The organism is Clostridium grantii DSM 8605 (assembly GCF_900129965.1).
GTDB classification, from domain to species: domain Bacteria; phylum Bacillota; class Clostridia; order Clostridiales; family Clostridiaceae; genus Clostridium_AF; species Clostridium_AF grantii.
The window spans coordinates 1-22438 of record NZ_FQXM01000029.1; the positions used below are offsets into that span (position 1 = coordinate 1).

Annotated in this window: 21 protein-coding genes and 3 tRNA genes; 4 read left to right on the forward strand and 20 right to left on the reverse strand. The window is 29.3% G+C overall.

The window, feature by feature from the left end; genetic code table 11:
- Positions 1 to 65 precede the first annotated feature (65 nt).
- The 6 genes from BUB83_RS17720 to BUB83_RS17745 form a co-directional block, all read right to left on the reverse strand.
- Positions 66 to 142 (reverse strand) — tRNA-Asp (locus tag BUB83_RS17720).
- A gap of 21 nt (positions 143 to 163) precedes the next feature.
- Positions 164 to 239: transfer RNA gene (locus BUB83_RS17725), tRNA-Val, on the reverse strand.
- Between the two features lie 9 nt (positions 240 to 248).
- Positions 249 to 323: transfer RNA gene (locus BUB83_RS17730), tRNA-Glu, on the reverse strand.
- Positions 324 to 573: 250 nt separating this feature from the next.
- Positions 574 to 1380 (reverse strand): pyruvate, water dikinase regulatory protein, encoded by an 807-nt coding sequence (locus BUB83_RS17735; protein ID WP_073340301.1) that lies wholly within the window; start codon positions 1378 to 1380, stop codon positions 574 to 576.
- Positions 1381 to 1411: 31 nt separating this feature from the next.
- The gene (locus tag BUB83_RS17740; protein ID WP_073340303.1) at positions 1412 to 1873 is read right to left on the reverse strand and encodes a GNAT family N-acetyltransferase; all 462 of its coding nucleotides are present in this window, start codon (positions 1871 to 1873) and stop codon (positions 1412 to 1414) included.
- Positions 1874 to 1883: 10 nt separating this feature from the next.
- The gene (locus BUB83_RS17745) at positions 1884 to 2633 is read right to left on the reverse strand and encodes an acyl-[acyl-carrier-protein] thioesterase (protein WP_073340306.1); all 750 of its coding nucleotides are present in this window, start codon (positions 2631 to 2633) and stop codon (positions 1884 to 1886) included.
- A gap of 183 nt (positions 2634 to 2816) precedes the next feature.
- On the opposite strand from BUB83_RS17745, the gene BUB83_RS17750 reads away from it, so the two are divergent.
- Positions 2817 to 4070: a BaiN/RdsA family NAD(P)/FAD-dependent oxidoreductase gene (locus tag BUB83_RS17750; RefSeq protein ID WP_073340308.1), complete on the forward strand. Its 1254-nt coding sequence runs from the start codon at positions 2817 to 2819 to the stop codon at positions 4068 to 4070.
- Positions 4071 to 4112: 42 nt separating this feature from the next.
- Here the strand turns inward: BUB83_RS17750 and BUB83_RS17755 are convergent, their stop codons facing one another.
- Both BUB83_RS17755 and proC read right to left on the reverse strand, forming a co-directional pair.
- Positions 4113 to 5396, reverse strand: coding sequence for an adenylosuccinate synthase (locus BUB83_RS17755; protein ID WP_073340311.1), 1284 nt, complete (start codon positions 5394 to 5396; stop codon positions 4113 to 4115).
- A gap of 200 nt (positions 5397 to 5596) precedes the next feature.
- On the reverse strand, positions 5597 to 6403 hold the full coding sequence (gene proC, locus BUB83_RS17760; protein ID WP_073340314.1) for a pyrroline-5-carboxylate reductase: 807 nt from the start codon (positions 6401 to 6403) through the stop codon (positions 5597 to 5599).
- Between the two features lie 176 nt (positions 6404 to 6579).
- Between proC and proB the strand changes: the two genes are divergently transcribed.
- Both proB and BUB83_RS17770 read left to right on the forward strand, forming a co-directional pair.
- A complete protein-coding gene (gene proB, locus BUB83_RS17765; protein ID WP_423231150.1) occupies positions 6580 to 7716 on the forward strand; it encodes a glutamate 5-kinase in 1137 nt (378 codons plus the stop codon).
- 23 nt (positions 7717 to 7739) lie between these two features.
- A complete protein-coding gene (locus BUB83_RS17770; protein ID WP_073340316.1) occupies positions 7740 to 8993 on the forward strand; it encodes a glutamate-5-semialdehyde dehydrogenase in 1254 nt (417 codons plus the stop codon).
- A 126-nt stretch (positions 8994 to 9119) separates the two neighbouring features.
- On the opposite strand, the gene BUB83_RS17775 is transcribed toward BUB83_RS17770, so the two are convergent.
- A complete protein-coding gene (locus BUB83_RS17775) occupies positions 9120 to 9566 on the reverse strand; it encodes a bactofilin family protein (RefSeq protein WP_159434114.1) in 447 nt (148 codons plus the stop codon).
- Positions 9567 to 9932: 366 nt separating this feature from the next.
- Here BUB83_RS17775 and BUB83_RS17780 point away from each other — a divergent pair, with 366 nt between their 5' ends.
- Positions 9933 to 10307 (forward strand): CoA-binding protein, encoded by a 375-nt coding sequence (locus BUB83_RS17780; protein ID WP_073340319.1) that lies wholly within the window; start codon positions 9933 to 9935, stop codon positions 10305 to 10307.
- An 88-nt stretch (positions 10308 to 10395) separates the two neighbouring features.
- Here the strand turns inward: BUB83_RS17780 and phoU are convergent, their stop codons facing one another.
- The 11 genes from phoU to BUB83_RS17835 form a co-directional block, all read right to left on the reverse strand.
- The gene (gene phoU, locus BUB83_RS17785; protein WP_073340321.1) at positions 10396 to 11043 is read right to left on the reverse strand and encodes a phosphate signaling complex protein PhoU; all 648 of its coding nucleotides are present in this window, start codon (positions 11041 to 11043) and stop codon (positions 10396 to 10398) included.
- Positions 11044 to 11068: 25 nt separating this feature from the next.
- Positions 11069 to 11824, reverse strand: coding sequence for a phosphate ABC transporter ATP-binding protein PstB (gene pstB, locus BUB83_RS17790; protein ID WP_073340324.1), 756 nt, complete (start codon positions 11822 to 11824; stop codon positions 11069 to 11071).
- Positions 11825 to 11863: 39 nt separating this feature from the next.
- Complete coding sequence (pstA, locus tag BUB83_RS17795; protein ID WP_242950707.1) at positions 11864 to 12688, reverse strand: phosphate ABC transporter permease PstA; 825 nt, start codon at positions 12686 to 12688, stop codon at positions 11864 to 11866.
- A 1-nt stretch (position 12689) separates the two neighbouring features.
- Positions 12690 to 13517, reverse strand: coding sequence for a phosphate ABC transporter permease subunit PstC (pstC, locus tag BUB83_RS17800; protein ID WP_073340400.1), 828 nt, complete (start codon positions 13515 to 13517; stop codon positions 12690 to 12692).
- Positions 13518 to 13933: 416 nt separating this feature from the next.
- Positions 13934 to 14806, reverse strand: coding sequence for a phosphate ABC transporter substrate-binding protein (locus tag BUB83_RS17805; protein ID WP_073340329.1), 873 nt, complete (start codon positions 14804 to 14806; stop codon positions 13934 to 13936).
- Between the two features lie 237 nt (positions 14807 to 15043).
- Positions 15044 to 15502, reverse strand: coding sequence for a DUF6465 family protein (locus BUB83_RS17810; RefSeq protein WP_073340332.1), 459 nt, complete (start codon positions 15500 to 15502; stop codon positions 15044 to 15046).
- A 180-nt stretch (positions 15503 to 15682) separates the two neighbouring features.
- Positions 15683 to 17017 carry a replicative DNA helicase gene (locus tag BUB83_RS17815; protein ID WP_073340334.1) on the reverse strand — a complete coding sequence of 445 codons (1335 nt, stop codon included), beginning with the start codon at positions 17015 to 17017 and terminating at the stop codon, positions 15683 to 15685.
- A gap of 23 nt (positions 17018 to 17040) precedes the next feature.
- On the reverse strand, positions 17041 to 18981 hold the full coding sequence (gene lonC / locus BUB83_RS17820) for a Lon family ATP-dependent protease (protein WP_084133663.1): 1941 nt from the start codon (positions 18979 to 18981) through the stop codon (positions 17041 to 17043).
- Positions 18982 to 18988: 7 nt separating this feature from the next.
- Complete coding sequence (rplI, locus tag BUB83_RS17825) at positions 18989 to 19432, reverse strand: 50S ribosomal protein L9 (protein ID WP_073340337.1); 444 nt, start codon at positions 19430 to 19432, stop codon at positions 18989 to 18991.
- Complete coding sequence (locus BUB83_RS17830) at positions 19432 to 21420, reverse strand: GGDEF domain-containing protein (protein ID WP_073340339.1); 1989 nt, start codon at positions 21418 to 21420, stop codon at positions 19432 to 19434. Before BUB83_RS17830 ends, rplI begins: the two co-directional genes overlap by 1 nt.
- 2 nt (positions 21421 to 21422) lie before the next feature.
- Positions 21423 to 22433 (reverse strand): YybS family protein, encoded by a 1011-nt coding sequence (locus BUB83_RS17835; protein ID WP_073340342.1) that lies wholly within the window; start codon positions 22431 to 22433, stop codon positions 21423 to 21425.
- Between the last annotated feature and the right edge of the window lie 5 nt (positions 22434 to 22438).

The window sequence follows — 22438 nt, forward strand, 5'->3', positions numbered from 1 at the left end:
AGTTGCTCTACCAGTTGAGCCATGCCAGCATATCCAATGTTTGTTTTAATTAATGTATGTAAAAATGGCGACCCAGAAGGGACTCGAACCCTCGACCTCCGGCGTGACAGGCCGGCACTCTAACCAACTGAGCCACTGGGCCACATTTAACTTAGGTATTTCATGGTGGGCACAACAGGGCTCGAACCTGTGACCCCCTGCTTGTAAGGCAGGTGCTCTCCCAGCTGAGCTATGCGCCCATGAAATAATGGTGACTCCTAGGGGAATCGAACCCCTGTTACCGCCGTGAAAGGGCGATGTCTTGACCGCTTGACCAAGGAGCCATACATATATTGTGCTCAAACTTTCGCTTGACCCAACGAAATATATGATACCGCAAATACTTCCTTCTGTCAACATATTTTGATTAAATTTTTTTATCTTTTTTATATATATATCATAAATATATTTTTAGTACTGCATATAGTGTTTTTTAATTATTTAGCCACTATATATAGGGTAAACATATTGTATTAATTACCCGAGTATTATAGCTCATAACATTATTACTAAAATAAATTTTATAAAAAATAATTATTTTTTTATTCTTTCCATAATTATCAAAGCTGTATCTTCAATAGCTCTTTTTGTTACATCAATAACTTTACATCCTATTTTTTTCATTAATCTATCTGCAAAATCTAATTCATCTAAAACTCTTTTTGCATTTGCATATTGTATGTCCTTATTTGTAGCAGAATAATTTCTTATACTTCCTAATCTATGTTTTCTTATTTCTATTAACTGCATTGGGTCTATTGTTAATCCAATTATTTTCTTTCTATCAATTTCAAATAATTCTTGTGGAATTGGTGCTTCAGGCATTATAGGTATATTTAATGCTTTTATACCTTTATTAGCTAGATACATACATAGTGGTGTTTTTGATGTTCTTGATAGTCCAACCAAAACCACATCAGCATGTTTTAATCCACTATGATCCTTGCTATCGTCGTATTGAATAGCAAATTCCATTGCTTCAATTTTCTTATGATACTCATCATCCATTTTCCAAACAGCCCCTGGTCTATAAGTAGGTATTGCTTTTAAAACCCTAGCCGCCGTACTTATACTTGGCCCTAAAACATTAACTATATGAATGTTTTTTTCAATACATCTTTCCACTAAAAATTCTCTAACATCAACTAAAATAATGGTGGATATAACCATGATTCTATCAGTATTTTCTAAGGAATTTACAAAATTGCTTACATCCTCCGCAGTCTTTATATAAGGAACTCTTTTAACATTTATCTCCTCCATGAATTGTGAGGCTGTCGCTTTAGCAACAAGTTCCGCTGTTTCACCTATTGAATCTGATACTGCATAAATAATCATTATTTATCCATCCTCCTTCATTTTAGTACCTACTTTATAGCTTTAATCCCATATATACAGCATTTTCAAACGGATTATATATATATGGTTCTATTTCCATGAAACCCATGGATTTATATAATGAAACTGCACCCTTCATGGAAGATAAAGTATCCAATTTCATATAATCATAACCTTTTTCTTTGGCTTTTTTAATAGAATGTTCTACCAATTTTTTTCCTATGCCTTTGCCTCTATACTTAGATTTTACATACAATCTTTTCATTTCACAAGTATTATTTTCAATTTTTCTAATAGCTATACATCCAACTGCTTCTTTGTCTATAAAGGCTACAAGTATGCACCCAAATGGCTCTTCATATTTTCCTGGTAAGGTTTCTAGTTCTTGATCAAAATCTTGAAAATCTAATTTAAAAGGTAATGAGTGAGCATACTCTAAAAACAAAGTTCTCACGTAATTCATATCATTTTTACTATCTACCGAAATTATATTCATACTATCACTTTTAATTCCTTTCCCATTGAGTTTCTGCCAAAGTTAGTACTTCTTGTGCTTCATTTATTATTTTATGTAAACAAATAATTCTATCATCCTTTATTTCTTCATTTATTAAAACCTGAATATTTTCTCCATACTTTGTTTCTTTTTTATAGCTTATCTTTAGCTTTTTCAAATTATATTGCATAATCACTTCCTTAGACATGCTTTCTATAATCCAAGCTATATACTTTTCATTATTAACATGACCATTTGTATCAATATCCCCATATCTAATTCTAATGCTAATAGATTTAGAGGTATCTTCAAAATTACTAGAATCTTTAATTTTATTTCCTATATCATTACTCTCTTTTAAGTTGTATTTATTTGAAACCTGCTCTGGTATTTTTACAGGTACTAACCCTTTTATGTTCACCAAAGACCAAATAGATTTAGCTTCTACCATTAAATTCCCATGTATATCTGTAATTTCAAATTTTCTATATGCAAATATTTTTCTCTTACCTACCGGTTGAGTTTTAACTATAATCTCATCTAAATACTTAGGCATTTTGATTATATTTATATCCCATTTTAAAATTATCCATCCAAAACCATTGTCATTTAAATATTCTAGCCCTATTCCCAATTTTTCACTTTGATATACAGCCATATCATTAAAAAAATCAACTATTGTTGTTATTTTTGCTCTTTTAAAATAATCAATTTGAGAATAATGCACTTGAAATTTATTTTCCGTAATTACTCCACTCATAATAATCTCCCTTTCGCCATAATCTCATAGATATATTTTCAAATTATGGTTTGTCATTCCATGATTTTATTATAAATATACCTTAATTTTTTTTCAAGTTAATATTTTCATTTACTTAAATATTATAATACTTTAAAATTAGTTGTATTCGTATTTGTTTTAATAATAAAAGGAGGTTTTACTTTGAACCATGATTTAATAATAATAGGTGGAGGAGCATCTGGAATACTTTCCGCTATAATGGCAAAAGATTTTGGATTAAATGTTGCTATTGTTGAATCCAATAATAGAATAGGTAAAAAATTATTAACTACTGGAAATGGTAGATGTAATATATCTAATAAAAATATTAGTATAAATAGATTTCATAGTGAAAACCCTGATTTTATTAATAAAATTCTTCAAAATTTTTCTTTACAAGATACTGAAATCTTTTTTAATTCTTTAGGAATAAATTTCATTGAATTAGATGAAGGCAAACTTTATCCTTTATCACTTCAAGCTTCCTCTGTTTTAGATATTCTTTTACTTGCTTTAGAAGAACGCGATATTCCTATATATCTTAATTCAAAAGTAACTTCAATAAAAAAATCAAGAGATAATTTCTATATTTCCATCTCTTCTGATATGGAAATAAGGTCAAAATCAGTATTATTAGCTACTGGTGGGGTTTCAGCTCCTAATACAGGTTCTGATGGTTCTGGATACCTTCTAGCTAAAAATTTAGGGCATACTCTTATACCTCCTGCACCTGCTTTAGTTCAGCTTAAACTAGATTATCCTAGATTAAAAGCTATATCTGGAGTTAAATTCGAAGGTAAAGCTACAATTGTTGTAAATAACAAAGAAATTACATCTGAATTTGGCGAACTATTATTTACAGATTACGGAATATCTGGCCCACCCATACTTCAGTTAAGTAGAATTGCTTCAAAAGCCCTACAAAATAAATCTACTGTAGAAATAAAAATTGATATGATAAATAATAAATCTTATGACGAATTAAAAATTATGTTAGAAAACCACTGGGGTACTTTTTCTTATCGAAGCCTTTATAACTCATTTATTGGTATTATCCATAAAAAAATTATACCTGTGTTATTAAAAGAATCAAAGATTATTGATATGCATAAACCTTGCTGGGAAATAAGTTGGGAAGATAAAGAAAATATTCTAAATAATTTAAAGAATTGGAGTTTCACAGTTATTGATACTAATGGATTTAAGAATTCTCAAGTAACTGCTGGTGGAATAAACACTTTAGAAGTAAACCCTAGTACTCTTGAGTCAAATATATTACCTGGGCTATATTTTTCTGGTGAAATATTAGATGTAGATGGTGACTGTGGTGGTTTCAACTTACAATGGGCTTGGTCCTCTGCTGCTGTTGCAATTCAAAACATCACAAAAAAACAAATGAACCAAAATCACATATAATTTACAATAGAAAAGCATTGCCTCTTCAGGCAATGCTTTTCTCTATAAATCTGTTATTCTCATAGTTTGGTCTCTTTTTGGTCCAACTGAAATTATAGAAATCTTAACTCCAGTAAATTCTTCTATTCTTTTCATATATATCTTAGCATTTTCAGGTATTTCATCATAACTTCTAGCTGCAGCTATTGAATCATCCCATCCATCATATTCTTCATATATAGGCTCACAAATAGCAACATCCTCTAAACTTGCTGGGAAGTAATCAATAACTTTTCCATTAAGTTTATATCCAACACAAATTCTTAATTTTTCAATACCCGCTAATGTATCAATTTTTGTTACTGCGAAACTAGTTAATCCTGAAATTCTTGCCGCACTTTTTAGAATAACTAAGTCTAGCCATCCACATCTTCTAGCTCTTCCAGTTGTTACTCCATATTCAAATCCTTTTTCTCTTATTAATTCGCCCATTTCATTATCTAATTCAGTAGGGAATGGTCCTTTACCAACTCTAGTAGTATAAGCTTTTGCTATACCTACAGCACTATCTATCATAGTAGGTCCAACTCCAGCTCCAGGACATACTCCTCCACCTATTGTATTAGATGATGTAACAAATGGATATGAACCGTAATCTATATCTAAAAGAGTTCCTTGAGCTCCTTCAAATAATATATTTTTGTTCTCCAATTTTTTATCATATATAATAACAGAAGTATCTGCAATATAATCTTTTAATTGCTCTATATATCCTAAAAATTCTTCATATACTTCATTAAAATCTAATGCTTCTCCACCATACATTTGGATAAGTTTGTTTTTATCCTCAATATTTAAAGCTAATCTTTCTTTAAAAATATCAAGATGTAATAAATCGCAAGTTCTTATTCCACATCTTTCAGCTTTATCTGTATAGCATGGTCCTATACCTTTTTTTGTAGTTCCAATATCATTAAGACCTCTTGCACTTTCTTTTAATCCATCTAATATTCTATGATATGGCATTATTAAATGAGCTCTATCACTAATTTTTAATTTATCTGGAGTTATTTTAACCCCTAAATCTTCAAGATATTTCATCTCTTCCAATAAAGCTTTTGGATCTACAACTACACCATTTCCTATTATGTTTAATTTCTCATCATGTAAAATTCCAGATGGTATTAAATGTAGTTTGTATTGTTTTTCTCCAACTTCAACTGTATGACCAGCGTTATTTCCACCTTGAAATCTAACAACAACATCTGCATCTTCTGCAAGATAGTCAGTCATTTTTCCTTTTCCTTCATCGCCCCATTGAGCACCTAATACTATAAAAGCTGACATGCTTATTCCTCACTTTCATTTTTGGAATTAATATCTATTATTATTAATATTTCGACTTAGTTAATTTTAGGAAGTATTTCAACAAAATCTACTTAATTATAATTGTTGTTGCCTCCAAATAACATAGTAACAGACCCTATTATTAAAATCAATAGAAATACGAATAATTTTATGTAATTTTAATTAAAGATTCGTATTTATTATTTTGACATCTCATCAGCTTTATCTACACATTTAACAAAACTCTCCATAACTACTCCTCTAAAACCATTTTTTTCAAGAGAAAACATAGCTTCAATTGTTGTGCCACCAGGTGAACATACAGCATCTTTTAATTCTCCTGGATGTCTTCCTGTTTCTAAAACCATCTTTGCTGACCCTAAAACCGCTTGAGATGCTAATTTATAAGCTTTATCCCTTGGTAATCCTTTTAGTACTGCTGCGTCTGCTAATGCTTCTATAAAGCTATATACTATGGCAGGAGATGAACCTGTAAGAGCTGTTACAGCATTCATATATTTTTCTTCCATTATTTCAGTTTTACCAAAACTATTAAATATATCTTCAACTTCTTTTAACTCTTCTTTACTTATCATATCATTAGGACATAGTGCACTCATACCTTCTCCAACAAGTGCTGGTGTATTTGGCATAACTCTAACTAACTTAACTTTTTTGCCAAAATTACTTTCCGCTTTTTCTCTTGTTATTCCTGCTGCTATAGTGATAACTATTGTTTTTTCTTTTATATCTTCTTTTATTTCTTGTATTATTTTCTCATACATATTAGGTTTAATTGAAAGAACTATGTAATCAGCATTTTTAGATACCACTTTATTATCTAACGTTATTTCAATACCCATTTCTAATTTTGTTTTTTCTAGCATTTCTAAATTGATATCACTAACAATAATATCTTCACCTAAAAATATATTTGAATTTAGGACTCCTTTTATTATAGCTTTTGCCATATTTCCACAACCTATGAATCCAATTTTTTTACTCATATTTACACCCCTTTTAATTGAATTTTTATACACTTATATGATATAATTTGCTAAATCAAATAAATCTTTTTAAAAAATATATTTATTTATATGTTAGCCTTTATTATACTACTTTATTAATAAAAAATAAATTATACGTATAACTATTCACATTTAAATTGGGAAGGTGAAATATTTTGAGTACTATTAATAGAAACGATTATCTACAAGGAGTTAAAAGAGTCGTTATAAAAGTTGGAACTTCATCATTAACTCACTCAACAGGATTGTTGAATTTTGGAAGAATAGAAAAATTAGTTCGTCAAATTTCAGATATTAATAATAAAGGAATTGAAGTTATTCTTGTCTCATCAGGTGCAATTGCAGCTGGAATGGGTAAATTAGGGCTTAAAATTAGACCAAAAACCATTCCTGAAAAACAAGCTGCCGCAGCTGTTGGTCAAGGTATTTTAATTCATATGTATGAAAAATTTCTGTCTGAGTATGGTAAAATTGGAGCTCAAATTTTATTAACTAGAGAAGATATGTCTGATAGAAAAAGATTTCTCAATATAAGAAACACTTTTTTTTCTTTACTAGAAGCTAATGTTATACCAATTATCAATGAAAATGATGCAGTTGTAGTTGATGAAATTAAATTTGGTGATAACGATACTTTATCAGCTATGGTAACTAGTTTAGTAGAAAGTGATTTACTTATAATTCTTTCTGATATAGAGGGTTTATATGACAGCAATCCTAAAACTAACCCTGATGCTACTCTTATTAGCAATGTTTTTGATTTAACTGATGAGATAGTCTCTTGTGCTGGCGGTGCTGGTTCAAATTTAGGAACCGGTGGAATGATTACAAAATTAAATGCTGCTAAAATAGCTATTGCAGCTGGTTCTGCTATGATTATTGTTAATGGTTCTCAAGATAACATATTAAATAGAGTTCTTGAAGGTGAAGAAGTAGGCACATTTTTTCATCCTAATACACACAAACTGAATGCTCGTAAACATTGGATTGCCTACGGTACAAAATCTGCCGGCATTGTTATTATCGATTCTGGTGCTGAAAAAGCAATTATCAATAAACATAAAAGTTTATTACCAAAAGGTATCCTATCTGTAGAAGGTTCTTTTGTAGAAGGGGATGTTATTTCTCTTCAAAACAAAGAAGGTACCATACTAGCTCAAGGAATAACTAACTTTAGTTCTGATGATGTTAATTCAATAAAAGGATTAGATTCTAATAAAATCGAATCTGTTCTAGGCTATAAAAGTTATCATGTTGTTATTCATACAAATAACATGGTTTTGCTCTTATAAAAAAATTTCAAGGAGGAATTATTTTGAATATTGAGTCTCATGTAATTGAAAAAGGCATGCTAGCAAAATCTGCTAGTAGAATTATGTCAACTATACCTACTAACATAAAAAATAATGCTTTACTATCAATGGCTGATGCATTAATATCTAGAAAACAAGAAATCTATGACGCTAATTCATTAGATATGAAGGAAGGAAAATCAAATGGCTTATCTGCTTCTCTTCTTGATAGATTGCTTTTAACTGAAGATAGAATTAAGTCTATGTCTCAAGGATTAAAAGAAGTTGCTTTACTTGATGATCCTATTGGTGAGGTTGTTCGAATGTTTACTCGTCCAAATGGACTTCAAATAGGGCAAGTAAGAGTTCCTCTTGGTGTTATTGGTATAATATATGAAGCAAGGCCAAATGTAACTGTTGATGCTGCGGCAATTTGTATTAAAGCTGGTAGTTCTGTTATTTTAAAAGGTGGAAAAGAGGCTTTTAATTCAAATATGAAAATAGGTGAAATTATATCTGCAGCTGCTGAAAAAGCTGGATTACCTAAAGGATGTATCAATCTAATTGAAACTACTGAAAGAGAAGCTGTAAATAAAATAATGACTTTAAATCAATACATTGATGTTTTAATTCCAAGAGGAGGAGCTGGTTTAATAAACGCTGTAGTAAACAACTCTACTGTTCCTGTTATTGAAACTGGTGTAGGTAACTGTCATGTTTTCGTTGATGAAAGTGCTGATTTTAAAAATGCTATAGATATTATTATTAATGGGAAGACTCAACGACCTGCTGTTTGTAATGCACTTGAGACAGTATTAGTTCACACTGCAATTGCAAAAGATTTTTTACCACTACTTTATAAATCTCTTTGTAATAATAGCGTAGAGTTACGTGGTTGTGAGAAAACACTTAAAATACTTCCTCAAACAATTAAAGCTGAAGAAAGTGATTGGGAAAATGAGTTTCTAGATTTGATTTTAGCTGTTAAAATAGTTGATTCCCTAGACGAAGCTATGGAGCATATTTATAAATATGGCACAAAACATTCTGAGGCTATATTGACTAAGGATTATAATAATTCTCAAAGATTTTTAAAAGAAGTTGATGCTGCTGCCGTTTATATAAATGCTTCAACTAGATTTACTGATGGAAGTGAATTTGGATTCGGTGCCGAAATAGGCATAAGCACTCAAAAACTTCATGCAAGAGGTCCAATGGGAATCAAAGAACTTACTTCTAGCAAATATATTATTTATGGAAATGGTCAGATTAGATAAATTTTTTATAAATAAAAGCTTTTGCAAATCGCAAAAGCTTTTATTCTTTATTTTAAATATTTAAAATAAATACTTAAAATAAATACTTATTTAATTCATATTATTGCATCTTGATTATATCTATAGTTACTCTTGAATTTTTTCCTCAGTAAATATTATTTCTTCATCTTGTATTGATGATTCAATTAACTTAACGTCCATTTCGTCTGGTTCATTTATCATTGTACAACTACCTTTAAATAATGCTCCTTCGCTTATGGCAATATTAACAACTTCAATATCTCCAAAAACTCTACCTGTAGTCATAATTTCTAACAAACCTAAACATTTAACATTGCCTTCAATTTTACCAGAAATACTTGCATTATTCGCAACTATATTTCCTTTTATATACCCTTGCTCTCCTAATATTAAATCTGTTTTTGTATCCACATTTCCTATAAATTTACCATCAATTCTTATAGCTCCATTAGAATTGATATTACCCTCTATACAAGATGATGCACCAATAATTGTATCCATATCTCCTGAAATATTTGAACCTGATTTCCCTTTTTTCGTTGTTGAAAACATTTGAATACCTCCCATAACACAGTAAACATTTTTACTTGTGTTTTATTTTTTAATATTAAAATTCAAGTTACACCTAGTTGGTATTTCTTTTATTGTTATTGAATCAAAATTCCCTACATTCTTTATGTATATCATTATTATACATTGTTTTACTAGTATTTTTCAAGTTATCAATGTTGTGTTACTATATTATTTATTGGTTTATATACTAAAATTTCAAAATAAATGTATCCATTCATTATGATTAATAATATTATTCATTAACCCATTAAATATATTTATGTTTTATACTATAATAAAATATGTACATGGTTAAACTATTAAATACTTTATACACTAAATATATCTTATGAAAGGCGTGATTTTATGGAAGCAAAAGAATTATTTAAATTTAAAAATTGGGTTGTTATAGGAAGTACCACAAAAATGGATAAATATGCCTATAAAATATTAAATGCATTGAAAATTAATAACTTTAACGTAGTTGGCGTATCCCCCACTGATAAAACTGGTGAAGCTTTTAAATCTTTAGACTTAGTCCCTTACAAAATTGATTGTGTTGATTTATGTATAAATCCAACATTTGGTATAGAACATATAAAAAAAGCACACGAACTTGGAATTAATAAAATTCTTATTCAACCAGGTGCAGAAAGCCTAGAGATTTTAACTTATTGTAAAGAAAATAGTATTACCGCAATTCAAGATTGTGCTTTAGTACAACTAAGATTCTTAAAATAATAATTTATACACAAAAGGCCCCTTTTTTATAGGACATAAAAATCAGATAAAAAAGGAGCCTTATACAATATTAATAATAAAACAAATTTTATTTATGCACACCCGTAACATTGTATATAATCCATCCACATATGTTTGTAGCATGATCCGCCATTCTTTCTAAATACTTAATTATAAATAACAAACAAGTTCCTTGATAAATATACTCTTTATCTTCTTTCATAAATTCGTTTATTTCTTCAACTAAATCATGAAAGTAAGCATCAACTACATCGTCTTCCCTTTTTATTTGTTTTGCTTTTTCTACATCTAAATCTATATAACTTTCAATTGTCTCTCCAACCATCTTCTTTACTTGTTTAGCCATTTTAGGAATATCAACTAAGGGTTTTCTATAATTCTCTTTACATAATTTTAATGTATATTTTGATATATCAGAACAATGATCTGCTATTCTTTCTAAATCAGTTATTATTTTAAGACCAGACGCAATACTTCTTAAATCAGTAGCTATTGGCTGCTGAAGTGCTATTATTTTTATACACTCCGCTTCTAAATCTAATTCCATTTTATCTATAATATCATCTTTTTCTATAACCCTTTTTGCAAGCTCTTCATTTTGATTAACCAACGCTTCTATTGTTTCATCAATAGATTCTTCAATTATTTTCCCCATTTTCAATAATCCATTATGAATTTCTTTTAATTCTTTTTCAAATGCTATTCTTGTATTCATACTATACGTACCCTCCTCTACACTATTAACCAAATCTTCCTGTTATATAATCTTCTGTTCTTGTATCTCTTGGATTGCTAAATATCACATTAGTATCATCATACTCTACAATTTCTCCATTTAAAAAGAAAGCTGTTTTATCTGATATACGTCCTGCTTGCTGCATATTGTGTGTAACTATTACTATTGTATAATTCTTTTTTAATTCTGCAGCTAGATCTTCTATTTTTAAAGTAGAAATAGGATCTAGTGCTGATGTTGGCTCATCCATAAGCAATATTTCTGGCTGAGTAGCTAAAGCTCTTGCTATACAAATTCTTTGTTGTTGTCCACCTGATAAACCCAATGCATTCTTTTTCAATCTATCTTTAACTTCATCCCATATAGCAGCATTTTTTAAACTTGTTTCAACTATTTCATCTAACTCATTTTTTTTGTTAATACCATGTGTTCTAGGCCCATAAGCTATATTATCATAGATACTCATTGGAAATGGATTGGGTTTTTGAAATACCATACCAACCCTTTTTCTTAATTTAATTACATCTATATCTCCATAGATATCTTGACCATCTAATCTTAAATCTCCTTGTATTTTTACACCTTCTATTAAATCATTCATTCTATTTAAAGTTTTTAAAAATGTAGATTTTCCACATCCTGATGGTCCTATTAAAGCTGTAATTTTATTTTCTTCAACCTGTAAATTTATCTTTTTTAGTGCTTGAAACTCCCCATAATATAAGTCTAAATCTTTTACTGATAATTTTAAATTACTCATATTTCATCCTCCAAATATTATAAAATTCAACTATTACTATCACGCTCTTTTCAATGCTTTTGCAATTCTATTGGCTAAAAAGTTTATTATAGCAACTAAAAATATTAATATAGTTGCTGTAGCAAAAGCTTGCTGAAATGAAATTCCCTCTTTTGCTAGAACATATAAGTGTACTGCTAATGTTCTACCTGAATTCATTATGCTACTAGGTATTCTTGGAACCATTCCAGCTGTAAAGTATACTGCTGCTGTTTCCCCCACTATACGGCCAATACTAAGAATTACAGCTGCTAATATACCTGGTATTGCTGAAGGTAAAATAATATTAGTTATTGTTCTAAGCTTTGATGCACCTAAACCATAACTTCCTTCCCTATAAATATCAGGAACCGACTTTAAAGCCTCCTCAGTAGTTCTTACCAATGTTGGAAGTACCATTATGCTTAATGTTAATGCTCCTGATAAAAGTGAAAATTTAAGTTTTAATGCCGTTACAAAAAACAACATACCGAATAATCCAAATATAATAGATGGAATACCTGATAAACTTTCTGTTGCAAACCTAATTAATCTAACTAATTTACCTGGTTTAGCATATTCAACTAAATAAATTGCTGCACCTATCCCTATAGGCGTTGCAATAATTATTGAAAGAATTACTATATATAATGTACTAACTATCATAGGAAAAATACCTGGATTATCCCCCTTAGCCTCTGCGGTTAGATAATTCCAATTTATTTCCTTTATACCATTCATTATTACATAAGTTAAAATCCAAATTAAGACCCCTATAGTAATAAAAGCGGAAAAATATATTAAAAATAAAAATATTTTATCTAAAAGTTTTCCTTTGTTTTTCAACTTACTCACCTACCTTATTCGTTACACTATTTAGTATTAAATTTAAACCCATTATAAATATAAATAATATTACGCCGGTAGCAAACAAAGCTTTCTCTTGAAGTCCTGATGCATACGACATTTCTAATGCTATATTTGATGTCATTGTTCTAACTCTATCTGTTACTGCATTAGGAATCATAGCCGTATTTCCTGCTACTAATATTACGGCCATAGTCTCTCCCATAGCTCTACCTATTCCTAATACTGTAGCAGCTAATATACCTGATTTAGCCGCTGGTAGAATAACTTTAAAAATTGTGTGTACATGTGATGCCCCTAATGCTAAAGATCCCTCTTTATATTCCTTTGGCACTGCATTAATTGCACTTTCTGAAATACTAACTATTGTAGGTAATATCATTATTGATAATATTAATATAGCCGCCAACAAGCTATTTCCACCATTTTTAAAAATCTTATCTATTAATGGAACAAAAACTAATAAGCCAAAAAAACCATAAACAACTGATGGTATTCCAGCCAAAAGCTCAACTGCAGGCCTTATGATTTTTTTCGCCCAACTAGGTGCTATTTCTGCTAAAAAAACAGCGGTAAATATTCCAATTGGAACTCCTAATAGAATTGCTCCAAGCGTAGCATATATAGACGCTATAATCATTGATAATATTCCAAATTGATTTGCAGAAGGCGACCAAACCTTCCCAAAAATAAAATTAAGCACTCCAATCTCAAAAATTGCAGGACTTCCTTTAATAAATATGAACACTGTAATTATTATTACACTTAAAATAGCAACACTTGCGCAAAATAAAAATACATATTTCATAAAAATTTCAATAAAGTTTCTGAATTTAGCTCCTCCTATATTTTTTTGGGAGAAATCTTTTAAATTTTCTTTTTTTTCATTTTTCTTTGTCGCTTTAGACAAAAAAGTTTCCCCATTAAACATTTATTTTCCTCCTAAATAGTATTAATTTTATAACTCTAATTTATACTTTATATATTTTTAAATAGATTTCATTTACTTTATAATAATGACCTTATATAGGGATCCCATTGTGAAACTTAATTTATACGTGTCCAAAATCTCCAAGCTTCTAGGAGTTTTGGACACGTATAAATTAATAGTTGAACTGGGATACCTATATTTAATTGCTACACAAAATTAAAGACATAAAATTGAAGAAATACATTATCCTATGCATTTCCTCAATTCTATTTTTTATGATTTAGCTTCTTTTACTATTTTACTGTTATTAATTTTTCTCCAACTATTTCTTGTCCTGCGTCACTCATGATGAAATCTAAGTAAGCTTGAGTTGCTTCATTAAGTTCACCATTAGTTAACATTAAGAATGGTCTTGAAATTTTATACGTTCCAGCTTTGATATTTTCTACAGAAACTTCAACATCATCAACTTTTACGGCTTTAAGTGTATCATCTAAGTATTCTAAAGAAACATACCCTATAGCATTTTCTTTTGAAGCAACATTAGCCTTTACAGCGCCATTACCATCAGCTATTAAAGCATCCGCTCTAACTAAACTTGCATCATTCTCATCTAACAATTTAACTAATTCTTCAAAAGCTCCTCTTGTTCCTGACCCATCTTCTCTACTTACAACTAAAATATCTGCATCTGCTCCACCAACTTCACTCCAATTAGTTATTTCACCTTTGAAAATTTGAGCTATTTGTTCAGTAGTTAAATCTTCTACTGTATTGTTTGGGCTTACTACTATAGCAATACCATCATATGCAATTATATGTTCTGTTAATCCATAACCCTTTTCTTCTTCTTTTAGTTCTCTTGAAGATGTTCCAATATCAGCAGTTCCTTCATTTGCTGCTTTAACACCAGCAGATGAACCTACTCCTTGAATATCTACTTGAATTCCTGGTTCGATTTCTGAAAAAGCATCAGCTAACTCTTGAGCTAATGGTTGTACAGATGTGGACCCTACTACTGCAACTGTTCCTTCTAATTTTGATTCTACTGCTGATTCTTCTCCAGCATTGCTTGTTGAATTGTTTGTTGCATTATTTGATCCACAACCTACTAAAGCAACAACTAAAGATATCCCTAAAATCACACTTAAAATTCTTTTTTTCATAATTTTTAACTCCTCCTAAAATTTCATATAAATTAATCAACATTATTTTTATAAACTCATTATTGAGTACAATACTAATTTATCATGTCAATGTTAAGCCAATATTATATCCATGTTAAATCCATGTTAAGTGTATTTTTAGCTTTCCCTTATTTTATAAAATTATTTACCAGGAAACTATAAACTGAAATTTATAAATTTCTATACAATAAAAAAAACCTATGATATTATCATAGGTTAGATTAACTTTATAGCTATAGTTATTTTTTCGTTTACTACACAATATGCTGTTTCTTCCTCAATTTTATAATAAATTTTAAGTGAATTTATATCTTCTTTGTTATCACTTTCATTCCAGATATGATTAAATTTATCTACTATTTCTTTTTCAGTAATCTTTCTATCATTATACTCAACTATAAACTCACTTTTTACTGCTTTTTTAGGAATGATTTTTTCAGCTTTTTTATAAATATTTTCTCCTGTCTTTTGCGTATTTTCTTTTATACTTTGAGCTGTATTCTTAACATTCTCAATTCCTTTTTCTATATTATCCTTGTTTATGATTTCTCCGGATTTCTTTAATGCGGCATCTTTTGTTTCTACAGTAGCATCCGCAATTATCTTAGCCACTTCTTTTACTGTTTTCTTAGCCTTTATTCCCTTTTTATCTTTTTTATTCTTTTCTTTTTTCATTTTAAATCCTCCTAGTTTTATTAGTTAGTTTTTTTACTTTATTGTCTAAATGCTATTAATTATTATTTTTTTAATGGTACTTTATAATTATTTTCTCATATTATACCACTAATAATAATTATCTACTACATAATAGTTATATTTTGATTGCACAAAAAAAGAACTGAATTTTTCAGTTCTTTACTCTTGGTGAATCATATCTAATCTTCCAAATTTACTGAATTGGCCTAACCATGCTAATTTTACTGTTCCTGTAGGACCATTTCTTTGCTTTGCTATTATACATTCTGCTACATTTTTATCTTCTGTTTCTTTATCATAGTACTCATCTCTATAAAGAAACATTACTAAATCCGCATCTTGCTCAATAGATCCTGACTCTCTAAGGTCAGAAAGCATAGGCCTATGATCTGCCCTTTGCTCTGGCGCCCTAGAAAGCTGTGATAAAGCAATTACAGGACAAGACATTTCTTTTGCTAATGCTTTTATTGATCTTGAAATTTCAGATACTTCTTGTTGTCTACTTTCAGACCTTGAACTACCCGACATTAATTGTAAGTAGTCAATTAATATCATATCAATTCCATGTTCCATTTTAATTCTTCTACACTTAGACCTCATTTCCATTACAGAAACCCCAGCCGTATCATCAATAAATATTTTAGACATTGCTATAGGACCTGCTACCTTTCCTATTCTTGACCAATGTTCTTCAGACAATTCTCCTGTTCTAAGTTTAAGCATATCTACATTAGCTTGAGAACTTAGTATTTTGTATACCAGTTGTTCTTTTGACATTTCTAATGAGAATACAACTACACTTTTTCCTTCTTTTAAAGCTACATGTTCAGCTATATTAATGGAAAATGTAGTTTTACCCATAGAAGGTCTAGCTGCAACTAATATCATATCCCCTGGTTGAAACCCAGAAGTCATACTATCTAACTCTGGAAAACCAGAAGGAACGCCTGTTGTATCTCCCTTACTGTTAAAAACATTTTCAATATTAGTTATACCTCTCTCAAGTACTGTTCCTATAGCTTCATATTCATTAGTAGCACGATTTTGTGCAATATCAAATATTCTTTTTTCAGCTAAGTCTAATACATCTGGAACATCATTTTGTTTTGTATAACTATCTTCCATAATTTCTGTAGAAGCTTTAATCAGCTTTCTAAGTATTGCTTTATCTTTTACGATTTTTATATATGAACTCAAATTTGAAGTTATAATCACTGAATCTGAAATTTCAGTAATATATGTTATTCCTCCAACGCCATCTAACATGTGTATTGATTTTAAATGCTCAATCAAAGTTATCATATCAACTGGAGTATCCTTCATAAATAAATCTAGAATTGATTTAAACAACATTTTATGTGATTCTCTATAAAAATCATCTTCACTCAAAGTTTCTGCCGCATTTACAATAGACGACTTATCTTTAAGCATACACCCAAGTACAGTTTGCTCTGCTTGAATATTATGGGGTAAACTCTTCATTGGTTCATCCATTTAAATCACGCCTACTTTCTTAACTAAAATACATGTTTCATTAATTCTTCAATGTTTTCTATAGCATAAACCTGAATATCTTCAAGGCCAACTGGTATTTCTTTTTCATTATCTTTAGGAACCATTACTTTTTTAATTCCTTTTCTTCTAGCCCCATATATCTTTTCAAAAATTCCACCAACTGGTTTAATTTTACCTGTCAAAGATATTTCTCCTGTAATAGCAATATCCTGTCTTAATGCTTTGTTTGTTAAAGCACTAATTATACATACAGTTATAGCCGCTCCCGCTGAAGGTCCATCTATCTTTCCTCCGCCAATTACGTTAACATGTATGTCGTAGTCTCTTATATCTTTATCGGTAATTTTTCTAATCACAGAAGCTGCATTAAAAACTGAATCTTTTGCCATACTGCCTGCTGTGTCATTAAATCTCACTGTTCCTTTGCCCTTTTCTCTTGCTTCAAAAGATGAAGCTTCTATTTCTATAGTTGAACCTATATATCCACTAACTCCTAGACCATAAATATGCCCAATCTCCATTTCTTCATTTTTAGCATCTTGCTCATATGAAATCAATCTACCTATAGAAATGGTTTCCTCAACATCACTTATAGATATATAAATTTTATCTTTTTCAATATTCTTTTCTTTATACAATATATAGCCATATACATCTGCTAAAATATTAATTGCTTTTCTACCTTCTATAGTATATCTACTAATTAACTCAGCCACGCCTTCTTCTAAAACTATATCTAATTTGCTTGCAGCATTTCTAACAATGCTTGCAATTTCTTTTGATGATAAAGGCTCAAAATAAACTTCAGTACATCTTGATCTCAATGCTGGATTTATATCTTTAGGTTCTCTTGTAGTTGCCCCAATCAACACAAAATCAGCTGGAGCACCATTTTCAAAAAGATATTTAATATATTCTGGTGTATTTTCATCATCTGGATCATAGTAAGATGATGAAAATTCTACTCTTTTATCCTCAAGAACTTTTAATAATTTATTTTGAAGTATATTATCAAGTTCTCCTATTTCATCAATAAATAAAACTCCACAATGAGCTTCCGTTACTAAGCCTGGCTTTGGTTCTGGAACACCAATTTCAGCTAAATCTCTTTTACTACCTTGATATATTGGGTCATGAACAGATCCTAGTAATGGATTAGTTATTTCTCTTGGATCCCATCTTAAAGTAGTTCCATTAACTTCTATAAACTTTGACTCTTCGTAAAATGGAGTAAAAGATAATTTTTTAGCTTCTTCTAATGCTAATCTTGCCGCTGTTGTTTTTCCAACTCCTGGTGGTCCGTACAAAATAATATGTTGTGGATATGGAGAAGATATTTTAGATAGAAGGGATTTAATTGCTCTATCTTGACCTACAATTTCTTCAAAAGCTTGTGGTCTTAACAAAGTTTGAATATTTTTAGAAAGTTTTCTATCATCTAAATCCTCTAACTCAGACATCTTTTTTAAAGTTTTTGTATTTTCAACGCCTTTTTTCTTCTTTAATATTCCAAGTCTTACCTCATCAATATACTTTTCTTGTTTATCCATAACAACTTTTTCAACTTCTTTTTCTATTGTGTTCTCTACATATTTTCTAGCAACAATTTCTGATATCCATTTTTGAGTGTCATCATAAGCACTTTCTAGGTTATCTTTATCTGGTGGCAACACTAATCCATTTCCATCTGAACAAATTTTATTAAGTGCATATATTTTTTTACAAGGATCCATTGAGTTAATATATTTTGAAAGTTTAAACTTTACTATTCTAGTACTAATTAATTTAGGATCCAATATAGTTCTAATTATTTCCTCTAACTTTTCTATTTTAGCCTCAATTGTTAAAGAGTTGTCTATAACTTCTCCAAATGCTTTTTGTATTAATTCTTTAGATAATTTCAATATATTTCTAGCCCCAATAAATCTAGAGCGTTCCCCCATTCTATTTTTATAATTCGCTTACTATTACATTTATTTTTGTAGATATCTCTGGATAAATTTTAACATCAATTTGGTACTCTCCTAATTGCTTAATACTTCCTGAAGAAATTTTCTTTTTGTCTATGTCTACTTTATACTGTTTCTTTAATTCATCTGCAATATCCTTACTTGTTATGGCTCCAAATAATCTCCCACTGTCTCCAGCTTTAGTTTTAATTATTATTTGTTTGTCTCTTAGTGATTCTGCCAATTTTTGAGCAGCTTCAATTTCTTCTAACTTAACTTTTCTTTCATTTTCTTTTTGTTTATTTAGTATATGAACGTTATTATCAGATGCTTCCTCTGCTAATTTCCTAGGAAATAAAAAATTTCTCGCATATCCATCTGATACATTTACAACTTCATTCTTCTTTCCTTTTCCTTTTACGTCTTTCAATAATATAACTTTCATTAGTATACACCTTCCTTTAAATATTTATTAATCTCTAATTTCAACATTTCTTCTGCTTTTTCTAAAGAAACATTGTTTATTTTTGTACCTGCAATAGTAAAATGTCCTCCACCACCTAGTGACTCTAGTATTATTTGTACACTAATATCACCAAATGATCTTCCACTTATTAATACATCTTCATTAATTTTAATTAATACAAAAGATGCTCTTACCCCTGAAATATTCAATAATTCATCTGCTACTTGTGCTGCTAAAATATTATCATTCATTTCAACTGGACACTTTGCCAAAGCAATTCCATCGACTATTTTTACTGATTCAATTACTTTTGCTTTGTTTTTATATCCTTCTAGATTAGTCCATAGTAATTTTTTAACTCTAGAAGAATCTGCTCCCATTCTCTTAAGATATGCAGCTGTTTGAAATGTTCTTACTCCTGTTTTAAAATAGAAATTTTTCGTGTCTACACTCATTCCTGCTAATAACAAATTCACTTCTATAGGTTTTATTTTAAGATGCAAATCCTCAACAATATACTGCAAAATTTCAGTTATTAATTCACAAGTAGATGAGGCATATGGTTCAATATAGCATATCATATTATCTTCTATTGAATTAGGAGCCTTTCTATGATGATCTATAACTATTTTTTTTGAAAAGCTATTTACCAAATCAAGGTTTTGCACATATCCTTTTGCATTCACATCTAAAATTATAAGTATACTTTCTTTATCTTTTATCTTGAAACATTTTTCACTGGTAATAATTAATCCATTGTACTCTTCCTCTTTATTTAATTCATTTAAAGCATTTTTTAAACTATTGCTATTTTCATCAATAATTATAAAACATTTTTTTCCTAACATTTTAACCGCTCTGCTTAAACCAACAGCCGCTCCAAAAAAATCTAAATCTGGATTCATGTGTCCCATTATAAAAACATTATTACTTTCTTTTATTATTGATTTTACAGCATTTGAAATTACCCTAACCTTAACCCTACTTCTTTTTTCTATTTCTTTAGATTTACCTCCAAAAAACTCCAAATGGTCTTTTGTTTTAACAACGCTTTGATCGCCACCTCTACTAAGAGCTAGTTCCATAGCCGAAATTGCAAATTGCTGATTTTCATAGGGAGTTATTCCCCCTCTTCCTATTCCTATACTTAGTGTTACACTAATACTGTTTCCAAATTTAAGTTCCTTAATATTCTCTAAAATTTCAAATTTATTTTGAATTTCATTTTCAATATCTTTTTCTTGTACTATAAGCATATATTTACTGTGAGAATATTTCAAGTACACTGCATTATTTTTTTGCGAATATGCTTTTATTTTTCTTTCAATTTCTGCTATTAACAACGGTATGCTATCTTCTTCTGTTACTTTTAAAACATCTTCTAAATTATCTACATCTATTAAGACAACCCCATTTTTTGCAGCTTCTTTATCCTTATATAAATTAACTTCATAAGTTTTATCGTTAAGATATATCAAAAATAAACTATCTTTTTCACTTTTGATTTTAGTCTCCAATAATTTAGCTGTGACTTCAAAATACCTTTTTTCAATATTTACATATTTATATTTTTTTTCTTTTTCTATAAATACTTCCTTAGCTGAAAACTCATGAATGATATCTCCTACATTGTTTCCCATTAATTGATTCGGTTCAAAATTAGATTTGAACTCATCATTATACCATAATATATTTCCCTGTAAATTACAAATAATTAGTGGATACGGTATATTCATCAAAGTATTTTTTGTTGCTATATCCATTTTTGAAGAAAAATCATCTATAAATTTCTGGAACTCACTTTTTTTTCTTTTGTCTATATAGATATTAAAGATTATTAGTACTACAAGAATTATGCTTGAGATAGATGCTATAATATAGTTCTCTAGTATAAATAAAATTCCTACTAATACCCCTAAAAAGACCAAATATAGTCTATTAAATTCTAATTGGAACTTATTTTTCATAATTACTCCTTAATCTTTTTTTTCCTAAAAGAATATGGATCTAGATTTCTAAAATCCAAAATGCTTTCAACTAAACCTATAAAGAATACCATGTTAGCAAAAAAACTACTCATAAACATAAATATTATTAATAACGCTATTACCGGTTTAGATATTGTTCTGTTACTTTTAACTCTTAAGTAGTATATCAAGGTAGCAAATCCATTCACCATTAGGGTTATTTGTATAACCACTATCATTGTAGTTTCTAAATATGAACCCATATCAAATCCAAAATATTTTAATATCACGCCTGATGACCATAATATAATTAGCCCTGCTGTTATTAAATTTGTAACATAAAAATGTTGAATTTGTTTAAACTTTTCTAATTTATAATATTTAAGTTTATTTAAAACTGTTCGCGTTAAAGTGTAGTTTAATAAAGCCGCTCCTACTCCCCAAAGAATAATAGTAGCTGGTATCATTTTCATGATAAAATCAGTGGAGAACATTTCTTTTATTAAATCCATAGATTTTAATTGTTCTGAAGTAATTCCCATTTTTTGATACATATTAATTGTTTCCTCAAACGCTTCATTAAAAGTAGTACTCATAAAATTGATTTGTTCAAATAATGATTGCTTTGTTACAAAAAATAGCAATATGAATATTTGGAATATATAAGCTATAATATTTGCTATAGACAAAATAAGTACAGTTACTTTCTTAGAATATTTATTTTTTATACAATATCCAAAGGTCATGCCAATAATACCAAAAGTCATAGCCCCTCCTAATGCCGAAGGAATATCTACCATTATTATTGCTAAAATAAAACTTGTAATAGTTGCTAACAAAGCAATTCTAAAATCATTTCTTAAATAAAGTATAGTTACTGGAATTGGTAATATAAATGTTCCTACAGATGAAAGCGTAGCTGTATAAGCACTCATTAAAAAAACAACAACTATAAGTGCAGAAATAATTCCTGCTTCCACTATAGATTTTGTATTGTAAGTATTTTTCTGCATAATAT

What these genes read in the sequence shown, in the direction of transcription:
- BUB83_RS17815 (WP_073340334.1), bottom strand. Translation starts at nt 17,017, where the DNA reads ATGGATGAACCAATGAAGAGTTTACCCCATAATATTCAAGCAGAGCAA.
- pstC (WP_073340400.1), bottom strand. Translation starts at nt 13,517, where the DNA reads ATGAAATATGTATTTTTATTTTGCGCAAGTGTTGCTATTTTAAGTGTA.
- pstB (WP_073340324.1), bottom strand. Translation starts at nt 11,824, where the DNA reads ATGAGTAATTTAAAATTATCAGTAAAAGATTTAGACTTATATTATGGG.
- BUB83_RS17755 (WP_073340311.1), bottom strand. Translation starts at nt 5,396, where the DNA reads ATGTCAGCTTTTATAGTATTAGGTGCTCAATGGGGCGATGAAGGAAAA.
- BUB83_RS17830 (WP_073340339.1), bottom strand. Translation starts at nt 21,420, where the DNA reads ATGAAAAATAAGTTCCAATTAGAATTTAATAGACTATATTTGGTCTTT.
- BUB83_RS17835 (WP_073340342.1), bottom strand. Translation starts at nt 22,433, where the DNA reads ATGCAGAAAAATACTTACAATACAAAATCTATAGTGGAAGCAGGAATT.
- BUB83_RS17805 (WP_073340329.1), bottom strand. Translation starts at nt 14,806, where the DNA reads ATGAAAAAAAGAATTTTAAGTGTGATTTTAGGGATATCTTTAGTTGTT.
- lonC (WP_084133663.1), bottom strand. Translation starts at nt 18,981, where the DNA reads ATGGGGGAACGCTCTAGATTTATTGGGGCTAGAAATATATTGAAATTA.
- phoU (WP_073340321.1), bottom strand. Translation starts at nt 11,043, where the DNA reads ATGAATACAAGAATAGCATTTGAAAAAGAATTAAAAGAAATTCATAAT.
- BUB83_RS17780 (WP_073340319.1), top strand. Translation starts at nt 9,933, where the DNA reads ATGGAAGCAAAAGAATTATTTAAATTTAAAAATTGGGTTGTTATAGGA.
- rplI (WP_073340337.1), bottom strand. Translation starts at nt 19,432, where the DNA reads ATGAAAGTTATATTATTGAAAGACGTAAAAGGAAAAGGAAAGAAGAAT.
- BUB83_RS17775 (WP_159434114.1), bottom strand. Translation starts at nt 9,566, where the DNA reads ATGTTTTCAACAACGAAAAAAGGGAAATCAGGTTCAAATATTTCAGGA.
- BUB83_RS17740 (WP_073340303.1), bottom strand. Translation starts at nt 1,873, where the DNA reads ATGAATATAATTTCGGTAGATAGTAAAAATGATATGAATTACGTGAGA.
- BUB83_RS17810 (WP_073340332.1), bottom strand. Translation starts at nt 15,502, where the DNA reads ATGAAAAAAGAAAAGAATAAAAAAGATAAAAAGGGAATAAAGGCTAAG.
- proC (WP_073340314.1), bottom strand. Translation starts at nt 6,403, where the DNA reads ATGAGTAAAAAAATTGGATTCATAGGTTGTGGAAATATGGCAAAAGCT.
- BUB83_RS17745 (WP_073340306.1), bottom strand. Translation starts at nt 2,633, where the DNA reads ATGAGTGGAGTAATTACGGAAAATAAATTTCAAGTGCATTATTCTCAA.